Below are 15,707 nucleotides of genomic sequence, written 5' to 3' on the forward strand. Positions count from 1 at the left end.
ATTCCTTGCGTTCGTTGGAAGGATTGGAGTTACGTTTTCGGGCTTGCTTCGCAGGCGATCAGGCCGCTGCGGATACCGTCGCGTCGTTGGCAGCCTTGGATGTCTGATATTGGCGGACTGCTTCGACGGCCTGAGCGACGACTTCGTCGATGGTGCCGTCGACCGGCACGACCACGCCGTTTTCGTCCGATTCGAGCGGCTGCAGATCCTTGAACTGGCTGGCCAGCAGCGAAGGCGGCATGAAGTGGTCCTTGCGGGCGGAAAGTCGGCTGTAGATCAGCTCCTGAGAGCCGGCAAGGTGAACGAAGAACACGTCGACGTTCTCGCGCAGCAGGTCGCGGTAGGCTCGCTTGAGGGCGGAGCTGGAGACCACGGTGTTCTGGTCGAGCGCCTCGCGGGCCACCATCCAGGTGTTGATGACACGCAGCCACGGCCAGCGGTCCTCGTCGGTCAGGGGGATGCCGGCGCTCATCTTATCGATGTTGGCCTGCGGGTGGAAGTCGTCGCCCTCTGCCATGACGTAACCCAGCTGGTCACGAATCGCCTCGGCGACCGTGGATTTGCCGCATCCGGCGACGCCCATCACTACGACGTGAATGCTCATCTGGATTGTCCTTTCAACTGCTTTGTTGATTGGTTGATTGTTGAGTAATACTATACGATTCTTTCGTCGTACTTGTCAAGTTAAAAGTACTACTTATTTTCGGAATGGCATGATTTTTCTGACAATTATGATGAGATATGACGAAACAGCAGGGACGCGGCACATCGGCGGACACGGCCCGGAGCACACGGCGCGGAGCACAGACCCGGAGCATACGGCCGCAATGACATCAGCACCGCAGGGAGGGAAGACCATGAACGGAAGCACAGGTGACGCCATTACGACGACGCCGACTCCCGCCACGGCCACCAGACAGGCCGCACGTCCAACTACGCGCCAGGACTCGAATCCGCCCGCAAACCCAGACGCCAGTCCAACCATAACCCCGGCCATCATGCCAACCATCACCCCGACCACCGTCGCGCATGCCAACCGCACCCCCGACGAGCCACGCGAAAGCGCATTGCTGCATACGGCTATCACCGACGAGCTCGCCGTGGACATGCTGGAGGACCGCTGGCCCATCGGCGAGGCATTAACGCTTGAGACCATTCAGGATCGATTCACCACCTCGCGCACAGTGGCGCGCGAGGTGGCCAAATATCTGGAGGCGATGGGCGCGGTGAGCGTCCGCCGGCGCGTGGGGTTGATGCCGCGCCCGGTGGAGGAATGGTCGGCGCTCAATCCTCAGGTAATCCGGTGGAAGCTCATGTCCAGCAGGCGCAAGGAGCAACTGCGGACCCTCACCGAACTGCGGCTGGCGGTAGAGCCCGCGGCAGCCGCAGCGGCAGCCCGCAACGCCTCGATGGAGGCCCGCGCGCTGTTCCCCGTCATGGCCGGCGAACTGCGCAAATGCGGCGAGGCCGGCGATCTGGACACCTTCCACGACCTCGATGTCCGCTTCCATTCCTCGATCCTGCTCAGCAGCGGCAATGATCTGTTCGCCTCCATGTCGGACATCATCGGCATCGTGCTCAAAGGCCGCGTGGAACTGCATATGTATCCGCAGAAGCCCAAGCCGGCCGCCCTCGACGCCCACGACGCGGTGGCCGAAGGCATCTGGCGCGGCAATCCGGACCAAGCCCGTGAAGCGATGCGCACCATCGTGGACGAGGTAGCCGAATCACTCGAGCTCACGTGATTCGTGGACGATGCGTGGCAATACGCGATAACCGACCGCCAGCACCGGAGCTAGTATGCCTCGCCGTAAGTTCGTTGCTTAATTCACCACCCCTCAGTCCCGCTTCGCGGGCCAGCTCGTCCTGCAATTGTGGACGCGCTTCGCGCGCGGTTTGCCGGCTCGCCTGTCGGCTCACACAGCACCTACAAACAGCTCCACTGTTTGCTTCACGGTGCTGGTCCCGCAATCACGGACGCGCTTCGCGCGCGGTCTGCCGGCTCGCCTGTCGGCTCACACAGCACCTACAAACAGCTCCACTGTTTGCTTTACGGTGCTGTCCTGACAAGGGGAGCCTCCAAATTTATCAACGACTTAATGCGCGGGATACTAGAAGATTGGCCGCCCTTCCAGCACGCCATTGCCACACGCGCAGCAGCATAGAGATTCCGCCGTCCTCAAACGGGGCGAAACATAAGTTTTTTGTGCCATCGGTTTATGTTTCGCCCCACTTCAGCCATACAAAATGGGACGAAACATAAACCGTTGACGTTGAAAACTTATGTTTCGCCCCAAATCCGGCCTCTGACTGAGGTTACGCGGGAGATTGACCGGCACCATCGGCCACAAATCGGCGCCTAGTGTCCGTCTCGTAATTGGTTGAGTGATGCCGGCCCCTGACGGGACATTGCCATGAAGCCGGCAGCCGGTACAGGAGACCGGCCTGTCCACCTGTTGACTAATCCCGGGCCGACCTCTTGAGCGTTTCCAGACAACGCGCCTACAATCGGAGTCGTCTTATTGATAGTCCAACCCAAGGGGGAGTTTCACTATGCTCACCAACGAGTACGTCAAGCGCGTCTACGAACAGGTCGAGAAGCGCGATGGCGACCAGCCCGAATTCCTGCAGGCCGTCTACGAAGTGCTGGACACGCTTCAGCCGGTCATCGCCAAGCATCCCGAATATGAGAAGAACGGCGTGCTTGAGCGCCTGGTCGAGCCCGAGCGCGTGGTCAAGTTCCGCGTGGCCTGGGTGGACGACGCCGGCAAGGTGCAGGTCAACCGCGGCTACCGCATCCAGTTCAACTCCGCCATCGGCCCGTACAAGGGCGGCCTGCGCTTCCACCCGACCGTCAACGAGGGCGTCATCAAGTTCCTCGGCTTCGAGCAGATCCTCAAGAACAGCCTGACCACGCTGCCGATGGGCGGCGGCAAGGGAGGCTCCGACTTCGACCCGAAGGGCAAGTCCGACGCCGAGGTCATGCGCTTCTGCCAGGCCTTCATGACCGAGCTGTGCCGCCACATCGGCCAGTTCACCGATGTTCCGGCCGGCGACATCAACGTCGGCGCCCGTGAGATCGGCTACCTGTTCGGCCAGTACAAGCGCATCCGCGACGAGTACTCCGGCGTGCTGACCGGCAAGGGCCTGGAGTTCGGCGGCTCGCTGGCCCGCACCGAGGCCACCGGCTACGGCGTCTGCTACTACACCGCCGAAGCCCTGCGTGTGCTGAAGAACGATTCCTTCGAGGGCAAGACCGTGGTGATCTCCGGCTCCGGCAACGTGGCCATCTACGCTGCGCAGAAGGCCGAGGAGCTGGGTGCCAAGGTCGTGACCGTGTCCGATTCCAACGGCTACGTTTACGATCCGAACGGCATCGACGTGACTGTGGTCAAGCAGATCAAGGAAGTCGAGCGAGGCCGTATCAAGGAGTACGCCGAGCGCGTGCCATCCGCCGAATACCATGAGGGCTGCTCCGGCGTGTGGACCGTACCGTGCGACATCGCCCTGCCGTGCGCCACCCAGAACGAGATCAACGAGGAGTCCGCCAAGGCCCTGGTCGCTGGCGGCTGCAAGGTGGTCGTGGAGGGCGCAAACATGCCGTCCACGCCCGAGGCCATTGAGGTCTACAAGTCCAACGGCCTGCTGTACGGCCCGGCCAAGGCCGCGAACGCCGGCGGCGTGGCCGTCTCCGGTCTGGAAATGAGCCAGAACAGCTACCGCCTGAGCTGGACCTTCGACGAGGTGGACGCCAAGCTCAAGTCCATCATGGAGTCCATCGTGGCCGAGTCGCTGAAGGCCGCCAAGGAATACGGCGAGGAAGGCGACCTGATGGCAGGCGCGAACATCGCCGGCTTCGTCAAGGTGGCCAACGCTATGGTCGCCCAGGGCGTGCTGTGAGCCTGCTGATATAACAGGTATAACAGATATGACAACTGCCTGTTGCACTGGCATCAATCAGTGCAACAGGCAGTTGTCATATCTGAAGAAAACAGCAAAAACGCTACGAACGCCGATTCGTATCAAGCCCCATAATTGACCCCGAGCAAACGCATCGCAATGGTAATAATCGCAAGATGTGCGGGATAGAAGACATAGAAGAGCCATTTGACAGGCAGGCCACGCCGATTATTGTAAAGCAGCATAATAGGCAGCGAAAAAATCATCATCCATTGATACTGAATGAATAATGGATTCCACAATCCGCCATCATTTCTCAACAAGACAAATAATACCTGATCAACAACAGCAATTAGATTTGTAGGCGCGGTATACATCAGTTCAGAGGCGGCATGCGATGCAAATTGAGACGCGAACAGCAACAGCACACTAGAGGCAAAAGCCAGCGATAACGATACACGAGAATCGTGGAATTTCCATAACACTATACCAAGGATGACATAGAAATATCCACCATCCAAGGATATCCAATTTGCAAAGATAGTCGATGCGATATATATAAATACATTACCAAGTATAGGCGATAAGGATTGAAGAATCAGAGTAGAAACTACCTGCCATATAACATAGCCAGCAATGCCAATTGCGCGTTTCTTTTTGGAAGACGATATTATGGCAATCAATAGAGCAACATGGAGCAAATCAGTGAAAGCATTGGAAGAACGATTCAATACCAGTGCAATACCACACATAACCACGCTCGCAACATACAAGCGCAGAACATAATTGCGTATATTATGCGTGTAGACGCATCCCCATCCAATCAGAAATACAAATAATGGAAATGACAACCGACCCAGCCATTGCATCGGCAAAGAAATATAAGGCGGGAAGAATATAGCCATATGATCTATCACCATCAATATACAAGCTATAATCTTGATTTGAAAGCTGTCGAAGCGAATCATGTCTTTGCCTTAATAACGCAAGTCCCGCCTGTCTGACACAGGCGGGATATGGAATTAATACACATACCCAGAAAAATCACAATTGTAATAAGAAGCAAATGAGAGATATATTTCGTCGTTGGTGCTTGACGTACCAAACGAGAAAGAAGCACCACTTGCCGAAAGATTATATCTCGCAATTTGGGTTGCATTATTAAAGCTGTTATATTTATAAACCGTGATTTCCAAAGGTTGAGTAATTTGACTCATATGAACCATATACGTTCTTTTGCCTTTAAAGCGATACTCTGTATACACAGTGCCAGGAAGTGACCCGGCAAAAGAATAACTACCATTATTAATATCCTTCACAGGACCAAAAATCTGATGTGGAGGATACACGCCTCTTGTACCGAGCTCTTGGACAGGTGGATTAGGAGACACTCCGATGTTCGGCGAATCAGCATAGACTGGCTGTACAAACCCAAGTATCATCAACAACGCTGCTATCAATATGAAATATCGATTATGCGTTTTCACTATAATCCTTCCACTTCTTTGTAGGAACGATTCAAAATATACAACAACAAACATTGAATATCGTCAAAAAGATGATGCTCGCATCTTCTCAGATTATGTTGAATGATATGAAAATCATCGCAATGATAATTATAGCATCGCTAAGTATTTGCCCTATTGTTCAACCTAATTCAAACATCACACAATTACAAAGAAACAATATGCATTCAATACAGTACATTCCATGCCCTTCATGGTTATTCTGGATTTGTAAATGATTTATCATTTGCGATATCATTTGAATCATTTGTATTCTTTATGGCAAAGGGTATACGAGCATATAAAATCCATATACCATCTCCACAAGATGTATGTATATCACCCTGTAAAGCTTGTATTTTCTTTGCATGCAGAATAAGGCCTTTCCCGGCTTCATTTTTTACCATAGTTCGAAAAGTACTATTCGATTGATAAATTATCACTTCGCGTTCATTAACAGTAACTGTAACCAAATATTGTCCCATACTGGCGTCTGCATGCGTCAAAATGTTTGTGTAAATCTGATTGAGTAATGCAATAATTTCATTGACGGCTTCTTTATTTACATTCTTCATTATAGCCTTGCAATCGCTATGCATTATGCTTGAACCAGCTATATCAAATGAGTGCAAAAAGGCATCTCCTGATTCGGTGGATAATCGAATTATATTGACAACCGATGCATTATCTTCATAAAGCTCATCATTGAATTGATCCGAGGTACCATCCAACACATCGATTATCCTTCGAACCCTCCGAAGAGTGTCCCTACTTGTTGATGCTATTATCTGAACCTTCTTGGATACATATTCTGGAAGTGTATGATCATCAGTCAAGTTACATGTTTCGATTATTATTGACGAAAGCCCTTGAGTAACGTAATCATGCAGCCTACTCGCTAAAGCCATATCGCGCATTAGCCGTTTATATTGCATCTCCTCCTTCTGACGCTGATTGATTATTATCTCCATTTCTCTTACTCTGTTATGTTCAGAAATCGCATAACCAATTATTGCTGCACCAATATATGTTCCCGAAAGAGTTATCAGCCCCGTTACTGACCAATCGTGTTGAGTTGTTGTCATGAAGTACAATGACCATGAACCGGTCGCAATCAACCATGTAATTATATTCAGCAGTAGTTGTCTGCTGTAACCTATTATTCCAAACGATATCCAGATATAGCCTATTTGCGAAGGAAAAGCTATGTCAGGAATCAACGTACAGCATGATGAAATTATAATAATGATAGTAGCATTTATTATTGAGTATTTATATGCAAGAACGAGAAATATTGTTTCTAGTATAAATACTGTTATATTATATATATTTTTCCTGATAAGCGATATAAATTCAACTACTTCAAGTAGTTCAACTATCATCAACGCAAGTGCATAATAATCTTTTGTTATAGCTTTAAATATCACGTTGATAATTTGTTTCAAAAGATTCCCTGGCTTATCTCTGTCCACTTCTGCACAGCTTGCAATTTATTATCTACCCCAAGTTTCACAATCGTATGCCGTATATGTGTTTTTATTGTCGATTCTGATAATCCTAGTTTTTCCGCTACTTCTTTTGAAGTCATACCTCTGATGCATAAATTCATTACTTCTTTTTCTTTTTCCGACAGTATTCCATCATTTTTATTTCTTCCGTCTGCAATCTTCCTATAAGCTTCCAATGGCGTTTCATAACTTGCTTCGATATATTCTTTTCCTCTTGCGTAATCATATATGCACTTTCTAATTCCCCTAGCATCTGCCTTATCCATCAACGCCTGGGCCCCTGCTTCTCTCGCTGCATTGCGATACTTGTTAAGCGAATGCGAAGTTATTGCAATAATCACCATCTTCGCAGAGTATGAACGTATACGCCTGCATGTAAACGCCCCGCTATCCCCATCCATGCACATATCCACTAGCACCATATTTGGTCTTGTGGATTCGTTAACGCAACGATCTATCGCGTCACATCCAGAACGAACCGCCCAACTTATTTCGACATTATTGGCGAATTCAGACCTCTGGGATACAATCACCGCTCGCAAACCTATCAAGGTCATCAGATCATCATCAACGATGCCTATACGATATGGCTCTTGTCCCATGTTTTCCCCCATCCCCGCTTCTATTTTATCTCCACCCTCATAACACATCAGAGTGGGTGCCGCTGTGCTTTCAACGGGGAAAGAGCACCTTTATATACACGCCAATCGTAACGATGCGTACGTTCTTAGAGGCACATAGATTCTCAGCCGCGGCCCTTACGCCAAGCTCACCGCGTGTTCGCCGCGTGCTCACCTCAAGCTCAGCGCATGGTCAGGCCGCCGTCGACGTGCAAGCATTGGCCGGTGATGAAGCCAGCCAGGTCGGAGGCCAGCAGCGCCACTCCCCCGGCGATGTCGTCCGGCCGCGCCAGACGGCCCAGCGGCGTCATGGCGATGATATGTTCGCGCACATCCTCCGTGGTGGCGGCGCTGGATGCGGTCCCCGCCGTCAGACCGGCGGCGATGGCGTTGACGGTGATGCCGAAACCGCCCAATTCCTGGGCCAGCGAACGGGTCATGCCCACCAGGCCGCCTTTGGCGGTGATGTACGAGTGGTACGGCACAATCGGCGCATCGACCAGATTGCTGGACACGTTGATGATGCGTCCGAACGTCTGCGCCTGCATCAGCGGCACGACCTGCGAGCACATCAGATACGCCCCATGCAGGCATCCTTCAAGCTGCGCATGGAATTCGGACCAGTCACCACCCGTAAAAGTGGAGCGACGACGCGGGTCGAAGGAGAACCGCCCAAACGCGTTGTTCACCAGAATGTCCACACCGCCGAACGCATCGACGGCCGCGTCCACCAGCTTTCTGGACTGCTCGTCGTCGCAGACATCGGCCTGTACCGCGATCGCCGTGCCGCCCAGCGCGCGGATGCCGTCAACGATACGCTGGGCGCTGTCCGCGTCGTGCACATAGTTCACGACGACCGCAGCCCCGCACAACGCCAGGCGCGCGGCCACCGCGGCGCCGATGCCCTTGCCGGAACCGGTGACGATCGCCGTCCGCCCGCTCAGATCCGCCATCGGGCCGCGCACTCCCCCGGCCGCGGCGCCACCAGTACCAGCCGCGCCGACTGCACCGGCCACGCCGACTGCACTACCTACACCTACTGCTGCCATCATCCTCACCTTCCATATCCCTAATTAATATTCACTACTGTCCTGCGTCAGCAATTCGTTACTGCATTTCGGCTCCCCTTGTCAGGACAGCACCGTAAAGCAAACAGCGGAGCTGTTTGTAGGTGCTGTGCGAGCCGACAGGCGAGCCGGCAAACCGCGCGCGAAGCACGTCCACAATTGCGGGACCAGCACCGTAAAGCAAACAGCGGAGCTGTTTGTAGGTGCTGTGCGAGCCGACAGGCGAGCCGGCAAACCGCGCGCGAAGCACGTCCACAATTGCAGGACGAGCTGGCCCGTAAAACGGGACTGAGGGGTAGTCATCTCTCGCTAACGAATTGCTACTGCTGCCGTCATCGCCGCGCTATGCCACGCTATTCCATGTCGAGATCGAACGAATCGCTGTATGTGTCACTGCCGCGCTCGATATCCACGGCCCGCAGCAGATCGATGAGATTGAAGCCGCCATCGTGATGCCAGCCGGATTTCGCCCGATCCATCTCCCCCAACGGGCAGACGCGATCGACGCCCACCTGCGCCAGCGCATCGGCGAGGCCGAACAATCGGCTGGAATCCACGGCCACGCCGCAGCTCTGCAGCCATCCACGGCAATTGGCCAGCTGCCCGACGGCATCCATCAGATCAGGCACCGCCACCACGTTGATGGTCCGGTTCAGCGGGGACAGCAATGACGTAAGCGTCTCGGCGGCACCAAGCCCCGTCGCGGCAGCCGCAGCCAAGCCAGCGTCCTCAGCGCCCGCATCAGCCTCAAGCTCGCGATACAACACCGTCCATGCCGTGCCGTTCCTGCTGGCTATCACCGCATCCGAACCACCCATCAGCGCCTGCATCTCGGTATTGGTGCGCGCCCGCTGGATGGCCATGTTCTCGGCGTCGCTTAGCACCGCGCGAGGGTATTTGCGCTGCTGCCCCTCCAGTTCGCCGCCCAGCAACTGGGCGACTTCGCGCGGGGCAAGCGCTCCACCGGTCTCGACGAATATGGTCTGCGGGGCCAGACAGCTCTGTTGGTCGTAGGTGGCGATATCGACGGCCGCGCGATGCACGGTGTCGGCATACGTATCCGGCCGCAGCGCCTCGCGCCCGATGAACGCCAGACCGATCTTCGCCCCGTAGCCCAGACAGGGCTTGGCGCCCGCGACCTTACCGGCGATCAGCTTGGTGGTGGTCGACGAACCGTAGACGATGACGGCGTCGGCGGCGTCGATGGCGGGATCCTCCAGCTCCTGCGAGCCGCCCTTCCACGGCACCACGGCGATGGCATCGGCCAGTTCCGGGTCGATCATAGCGATGCTGCGTGCGAAGAATGCGGGCATCACCGGTTCCGAGAACGAGGATTTGCCGAGGATCGCGCCTTTGACCAGCAGGGTCATGACCATGCTCCACACCGGGATGCCCGGCACGTTGCTGGAGAACACCTGATACGTGAGGCGCGGGCCGACATACCGGGAATAGCCGCCCGCCTTGTTGGGCCGGAATCCGTCGAGCATGGCCGGCTGTCCGATTTCGGCGTCAAGGAACCGCAGCAGTTCTCGGCGTCGGAACTGGCGCATGTACCGCTTCAGCTCGATACGCACCATGTCGGACTGGTAGCCGGTGATCGCGGGGATGAGCAGCTCGGCATGACGCCGCAGCTCGAAATCGGGATCGGTCCACAGCTCGGCGGCGCGCGCCAGCACGTCGAGGATGTCGTTGACGCTCATCGCGGCCAATCGGCGGGCGCGCACCTCGGTCAGCCGCCGTGCGAGGGCGGTGATGGCCGGCCCGTTGAGCACGGGATAGCGCAACTGCCGCGCGCCTTGCGCCGTGGCGACGTCATAGGTCGCGTACTCCGCAGGCTCCACGCCCGAAGGCAGATGGAAGACATCGATGGTGGCCGTCGAGGATGCCGGAAATCCACCCATAGCCTCACCCGCGGTTGGCACTGATGACCTCGTCCACCGCAATCGAGCATCCGCGGGCCTCGGCACCCTTCGCCCTGCCCTGCAGCAGGAATCCGTCCGGTGTGCGATGGCCCAGGTCCTCGGTCAGGATGCCGATGCAGGAGTTCCAGTTGGCCAGGTCGTAGTGGGCGATTACGCCGGTCTCGCCATCCTTGACGGGCGTCAGCGTGTTCGGATCCAGGAACACCGTGCGCACCCATGACGGGTTCGCCTTGAGATAATTGCTGGTGCCGTCCGTGTACCAGGACAGGATGTTCTGGTCGTAGATCTGGGAGCTGAGCTCGGTCATGCCGTACATGTTGACGCAGTGGTGGCGAGGCACGCCCAGCGTCTGCTCCAGTTCGGCGAGCATCTGGTCCTCGGTGATGTCGCGCTTGGTGCTCTTGAATCCGCCGGTGTCGAACAGGCGGCTGTCGGCGGCCAAGGCGAACGTCAGGTCGTGCTCGTGCAGGTAGTCGAGCAGATACAAGTAGGACGACGAGACGCCCATCAGCATGACCGGCTCCTGATCGGCCACCGCACGGTTCAGGAAGTCGATGATGCCGTCGAACTTGAGCCCGTGCTCGTCGAAGTAGATGCCGCTGCCCTCGCTGCCGCATTGTTCCACGGCCTTGGTGAGGTAGCGGGAGAGCGACGAGTTCTGGTTCATGTCCCACGCGGGGGAGATCACGGCGATGCGGATGCGTTCGCGGTCCGGCATGATGAAATGGCGGAACGGCACGATCATCGACTCATCCCACACCTCCAGGTCCGGGTGGAAGTTGCGGCCGCGCATCGCACCGCCGTGCGTGGTGCCGCTGGTCATAAACACCGCTTCGCACTGGTCGGTGGGGATGGTGGACAGGGTGAGGTGCTTGAATCCGTCCACTGGCATCGGCGGAATCTCCCGCCAGCCGCGCAGCGAGGCGGGCGTGATGCGCTTGGCCGCGCAATACCGGCGATACGGCAGGTCATAGGTGTACTGGTATGTGAACACGTCGCGGGCCAAGGCGTCGAACGCCTCGTCCGGCGCCTGTTCGCAGCCATAGGTGTGGATGAAATCGAGAATCTCCTGTTTGATACGGCCCGCGTCGGCCTTCACATCGGTCCCGCCAGTCATTGCAGTCATTGATCTGCTCCCCTCCGATTCCGCTGAGTATTCCGAATCCTGATATGCATTATTGTTCGCTGAACTCAGTCCCGCTTGGCGACGTTCGAGTTATCCACAACATTTGTGGATGGCGCGGCTACAGTAGCATTCGCTACGTTCACAGTGGCCTTAGCACCGTTCGCAGCAGCACTCGCAACGTCCGCAGTGGCATTCGCTACGCTCCCAGAAGCATCCGCACCGTTCGCAGCAGCCTCCGCTACGTTCGTTGCCGGTTCAGCGGCATCCGGCGTGCGATGCCGAGCCACCAGATCCGGCAGCGCCACGAACAGCGCGTTGAGGATGATCGCGCAGAATACGCCGACCATGATGTTGTTGCCGAAGAACACGCTCGCGCCACCGGTCAGCCCGGCGAGCGCCTTCGGCAGCGCGATGCCGAGCAGCAGGGACATGCCGATCACCATCTGACGGCGTTCGTCGTCGGCGACCTTGCGCAGCGTGCGGATGCCCGTCACAATCAGGCTGGCGGCAGCGGGCAGGAAGATGCCGCCGACGACAGCCGAGGGAATCACAGACAGCAGGGCGCCGGCCTTCGGCACGAAGCCGAGGATCAGTAGTAGCACTGCGGCGATGACCACAGGCGTGCGCGTGCGCAGCTTGCCTTCACCGGTCAGGTTCAGCAGACCCACGTTCTGCGGGTACGCGGTGGTCGTGAAGCCGCCGATGAGCGAGGAGATGGCGGAACCGGCCGCCTCGCCGGCCAGACCGTAGCGCACCTGCTTGCGCTCAAGCGGGGTGCCCTGAATCTCGGAAGCCGCCTGATACACGCCCAGCGCCTCCATCACGGCGACCATGTAGGCGATGAAGAACGGTACGAAGATCTTCCAATCGAACGTAAACGGACCGTAGGGCAGGAAGGTCGGCAGACCAAGCCAACCCTTTGATGCGACGGGGGAGAAGTCCACCATGCCCAGCGCGGCGGCGACCACAGTACCCACCACGAGCGCGATCAGGAAGGAGAACGATTTGAGCAATCCCTTGCCGAGCAGGGACAGCACCAGCACGATCGCCGTGGTCAGGATGGACACGGTGAGGATGCGGGGGTCGGCGAACGTCTTGTCGCCGGGAGCGCCGCCGAGGAACTCGCTCAGCGTGAACCCGGACAGGGATACGCCCACCATGAAGATGACCACACCCGAGATCAGCGGGGAGAACAGGAACCGCATCCGTTCGATGACGCCGGTCAGGCACAGTACCAGGAATACCAGCGAGGCGATGAGGATGGACGAGCTGGCCGCGCCCAGCATGCCGGCGGTGCCGGCCGCGATCATCAGGGCGTCGAATGCGGCGGACGGGCCCTGCACCACGGGCAGACGCACCAGTCGGGTGGCCTGGATCAGCGTGACCAGACCGGAGACGATGAAGATGGCGTTGATCATGTTCGACGACAACGCGATCGGCAGGCCGATGGCGCCCGCCACGAACACCGGGTCGAGCCAGACGTTGGAGACGAACACATGCTGGAAGCCCAGCAGGACGTTTTGGGCGGTCAGTTCCTTGCGTATTGACACTCTCTTGCTTCCTCCCTCAATGCGCACGCGGCTCTCGAGTCGAACGGAAGCGTCCAACCGTCGTAGTCCCTACGCGAGTATGAGCTCACAGGTTCGAAGGGTTCGGCGAATGCCGTCTCAGCCAGAGGCGCCCCTTACGAATCGGTTTCGAGGTCACCGTAGCAAACACAGCGGCTGTGAGTCAAGGAAATTCCCGCGCCGGGCCAGATTGACGGGTTTGTCATGTCGATTGACGGGGTTGCCACCTCGGCTGACGGAAGTGTAACGAATTCTGTTACAAATCCGTCAGCCAAACAAGGAAACGAAAACGGTCCAAATAAGGAAATAAAATCAGTCCAAATAAGGAAACGAAATCGGTCCAAATAAGGAAATGGAGCCTTTCGGGATGTCATCGAAGCCCGCATGGAATCCAAATCTTCGTTCGAAAACCGCCATTCGATCGGCGGATACGCGGCATTTCGTCGATCCGTCCATCGCTGCGGCTGCCCTTGGTGTGAATCCTCAGGGCATTTTACGTGACTTGGAGACCTTCGGCCTACTGTTTGAAGGAATGTGCATCCGCGATCTTCGCGTCTATGCGGACGCATTGGGCGGACAGGTGTTCCACTATCGTGACAAGACCGGTTTGGAATGCGATGCCGTGGTCCATTTGCGTGACGGACGGTATGGTCTCATCGAGGTCAAACTCGGAGGAGACAAACTAACCAACGAGGGTGCCTCGAACCTGTTGAAGCTGGCCGGAAGACTGGATACCTCCAAGATGTCCGAGCCCAGCTTCCTCATGGTGCTCACCGGTACCGGAGCCTACAGCTTCACGCGTCCGGACGGAGTAATCGTCGCGCCCATCACCACATTGCGGCCATGACACGCCGCACCGGCGCCAACGGCACACGCGCATCAGCCAGATGACACGACGAGGCCGCCGTCCCTGAAGGAAAGGGACGGCGGCCTCATACATAGCACCTGCAATATGGTGCCGTACGGCACCGAGCCGGTCGGCTGTCAGCCGTACGTTTGCCGGGAACACTCGGTAGTCGATTATCGATAATCGACTGCCGAGTGCTGACTACCGGCTACCGGCGACTGCGGCGCACGGCGGCCAGCGCGATGCCCGCCACTGCCAGCAGCAGCATCGCGACAGCCACGCCGGCGACAGCGGAACCGGTATTCACCAGATTGCCGTCACCCTTGCCGTCCGACTTGTTGTTGTTCTTGTCGGACTGGTTCTGGTTGCCTTGGTTCTGGCTGCCATTGCCACCCTGGTTGCCCTGGTTGCCGTTGCCGCCATTGTCGGAACCGGCATCCTTCGCCTTGACCTTCACGGTGAAGGTGGCGGGCTTGAGATCCTTGCCCGCGTCCTTGCCGGTGTAGGTCACGGTCACCGTCACAGCGTCCGCAGCCTTGGAGGAATCGAAGCCGGTGAGCAGGTACTCGTCGGAGCCCAGCACACGGGTCTCACCATCGGACAGCTTGGCGGTCACTTCGAGGCCGGAGGCGTCGAACTTGTCGCCGACCGTGTACTCGGTCTTCGCGGGCTGCTTGGTCACGGCGATCTCATCGACCGTCGTCTCGGCAGGAGGCGTGACCGGCTTGTCCTTGACCGTCAGCTCGAAAGCGGCGGTCTTGGTGGCATCGTCCTTCAGCGCAACGGTCACGGTGACCTTGCCCGCAGCCGCGAACGGCTTGGACAGATCGACCACAACACCGGAGGCGTCCACGGCGGACAGGGTGTAGTCGCCTGCGGCAACCTCATCCGAGGTGTTGTCGGACATCAGCTTCTTGACCGTCAGACCCTTGTCCGAGAACGTCTCACCGACCGTGTACTCGACGTCGTCCGGACCGCTCACCTCAATGCCGGTCACAGTCGGCTGCGAGGGCTCGGGCTCGCCCTTGGCAGTCACCGCAGTGCCGTCGAAGATGGCGGTGTAGTCGCCCTTGGCATTGTTCGAGGTGGCGAAGATGCCCACGTCGAGCTTGTCGGCCGCATCCTCACCGAGAGTGGCAGTGCCGAGGCTCTTCCACTCGGCGGAGCCGGCGAGCTTGTAGAAGCCTTCCAGCTCGGTGGCGGAGTTACGCACCAGCTTGAACGACACCGGAGTGTCGATGGAGCTGGCGGCTTCGGCCACCTTGTCGAGTTCCTTGTCGATGAATCCGTTGTTGTTCGAATCCGTCTGGAAGAACGCACCCTTGGTGCTGGCGATCAGCAGCGCGTAGCCGTGGGCCTTGCCCTGGCCGGCCGCGCTCAGATCGTTGCGCACGATGATGCCCGCACGCGGGTCCTCGTTGCTGCCGGGCTGGGAGGAGGTGATGGTCGTCTCGATCGAGTCGCCCACACCGAGCTTGGCCGGCTGGTAGATGGTGGACAGGTTGTCCTTGTTCGTCCATGCACCGTTGTTCGAGGCGTCGGTGATGCGGAAGGAACCGGTGGCCTCACCCTGCAGGAAGGTACCGGCGTTGCCCCAGCTGGTGGTCTTCCATGGTTCGCCCACCTGCTGCGCGCCCTCGGCCG

The 15,707-nt window shown here is 57.2% G+C and carries 12 protein-coding genes, 1 pseudogene and 1 riboswitch; of the genes and pseudogenes, 3 read left to right on the forward strand and 10 right to left on the reverse strand.

Annotated elements, in window-relative coordinates:
• Nucleotides 1-58: 58 nt before the first annotated feature.
• The gene (locus tag BREU_RS08480) at nucleotides 59-604 is read right to left on the reverse strand and encodes a gluconokinase (protein ID WP_044089243.1); all 546 of its coding nucleotides are present in this window, start codon (nucleotides 602-604) and stop codon (nucleotides 59-61) included.
• 253 nt (nucleotides 605-857) lie between these two features.
• Between BREU_RS08480 and BREU_RS08485 the strand changes: the two genes are divergently transcribed.
• Both BREU_RS08485 and gdhA read left to right on the forward strand, forming a co-directional pair.
• Nucleotides 858-1,745, forward strand: a complete 888-nt coding sequence (locus BREU_RS08485; RefSeq protein ID WP_238567039.1) for a FadR/GntR family transcriptional regulator — start codon at nucleotides 858-860, stop codon at nucleotides 1,743-1,745.
• A gap of 808 nt (nucleotides 1,746-2,553) precedes the next feature.
• Nucleotides 2,554-3,900 carry an NADP-specific glutamate dehydrogenase gene (gene gdhA / locus BREU_RS08490; protein WP_044089244.1) on the forward strand — a complete coding sequence of 449 codons (1,347 nt, stop codon included), beginning with the start codon at nucleotides 2,554-2,556 and terminating at the stop codon, nucleotides 3,898-3,900.
• Nucleotides 3,901-4,022: 122 nt separating this feature from the next.
• Here the strand turns inward: gdhA and BREU_RS08495 are convergent, their stop codons facing one another.
• The 8 genes and pseudogenes from BREU_RS08495 to BREU_RS08515 form a co-directional block, all read right to left on the reverse strand.
• Nucleotides 4,023-4,868 (reverse strand): TraX family protein, encoded by an 846-nt coding sequence (locus BREU_RS08495; RefSeq protein ID WP_044089245.1) that lies wholly within the window; start codon nucleotides 4,866-4,868, stop codon nucleotides 4,023-4,025.
• Between the two features lie 54 nt (nucleotides 4,869-4,922).
• Nucleotides 4,923-5,387 carry a hypothetical protein gene (locus tag BREU_RS11955; protein ID WP_152598588.1) on the reverse strand — a complete coding sequence of 155 codons (465 nt, stop codon included), beginning with the start codon at nucleotides 5,385-5,387 and terminating at the stop codon, nucleotides 4,923-4,925.
• Nucleotides 5,388-5,623: 236 nt separating this feature from the next.
• Nucleotides 5,624-6,850: a histidine kinase dimerization/phosphoacceptor domain-containing protein gene (locus BREU_RS11640; protein WP_081886640.1), complete on the reverse strand. Its 1,227-nt coding sequence runs from the start codon at nucleotides 6,848-6,850 to the stop codon at nucleotides 5,624-5,626.
• On the reverse strand, nucleotides 6,847-7,563 hold the full coding sequence (locus BREU_RS11645; protein ID WP_081886641.1) for a LuxR C-terminal-related transcriptional regulator: 717 nt from the start codon (nucleotides 7,561-7,563) through the stop codon (nucleotides 6,847-6,849). Before BREU_RS11645 ends, BREU_RS11640 begins: the two co-directional genes overlap by 4 nt.
• A gap of 152 nt (nucleotides 7,564-7,715) precedes the next feature.
• Nucleotides 7,716-8,486 (reverse strand): SDR family oxidoreductase, encoded by a 771-nt coding sequence (locus BREU_RS08500; RefSeq protein WP_044089294.1) that lies wholly within the window; start codon nucleotides 8,484-8,486, stop codon nucleotides 7,716-7,718.
• 467 nt (nucleotides 8,487-8,953) lie between these two features.
• Entirely contained in the window at nucleotides 8,954-10,501 is a 1,548-nt protein-coding gene (locus tag BREU_RS08505) for an acyl-CoA reductase (RefSeq protein ID WP_044089246.1), read from the reverse strand.
• Between the two features lie 4 nt (nucleotides 10,502-10,505).
• Nucleotides 10,506-11,648 (reverse strand): LuxE/PaaK family acyltransferase, encoded by a 1,143-nt coding sequence (locus tag BREU_RS08510; RefSeq protein ID WP_193786516.1) that lies wholly within the window; start codon nucleotides 11,646-11,648, stop codon nucleotides 10,506-10,508.
• A 194-nt stretch (nucleotides 11,649-11,842) separates the two neighbouring features.
• A pseudogene (locus BREU_RS08515) lies at nucleotides 11,843-13,198 on the reverse strand (solute carrier family 23 protein); the annotation flags it as partial.
• A gap of 48 nt (nucleotides 13,199-13,246) precedes the next feature.
• Nucleotides 13,247-13,343: riboswitch (TPP riboswitch) on the reverse strand.
• A 240-nt stretch (nucleotides 13,344-13,583) separates the two neighbouring features.
• Between BREU_RS08515 and BREU_RS08520 the strand changes: the two are divergent.
• A complete protein-coding gene (locus BREU_RS08520) occupies nucleotides 13,584-14,063 on the forward strand; it encodes a DUF4143 domain-containing protein (RefSeq protein ID WP_052382094.1) in 480 nt (159 codons plus the stop codon).
• Between the two features lie 208 nt (nucleotides 14,064-14,271).
• Here BREU_RS08520 and BREU_RS12715 read toward each other — a convergent pair whose 3' ends face one another.
• Nucleotides 14,272-14,970, reverse strand: a complete 699-nt coding sequence (locus BREU_RS12715; RefSeq protein WP_462138067.1) for a bacterial Ig-like domain-containing protein — start codon at nucleotides 14,968-14,970, stop codon at nucleotides 14,272-14,274.
• Nucleotides 14,971-15,707: the final 737 nt, after the last annotated feature.

The organism is Bifidobacterium reuteri DSM 23975 (genome assembly GCF_000741695.1).
In the GTDB taxonomy this organism is placed as follows: Bacteria; Actinomycetota; Actinomycetes; order Actinomycetales; family Bifidobacteriaceae; genus Bifidobacterium; species Bifidobacterium reuteri.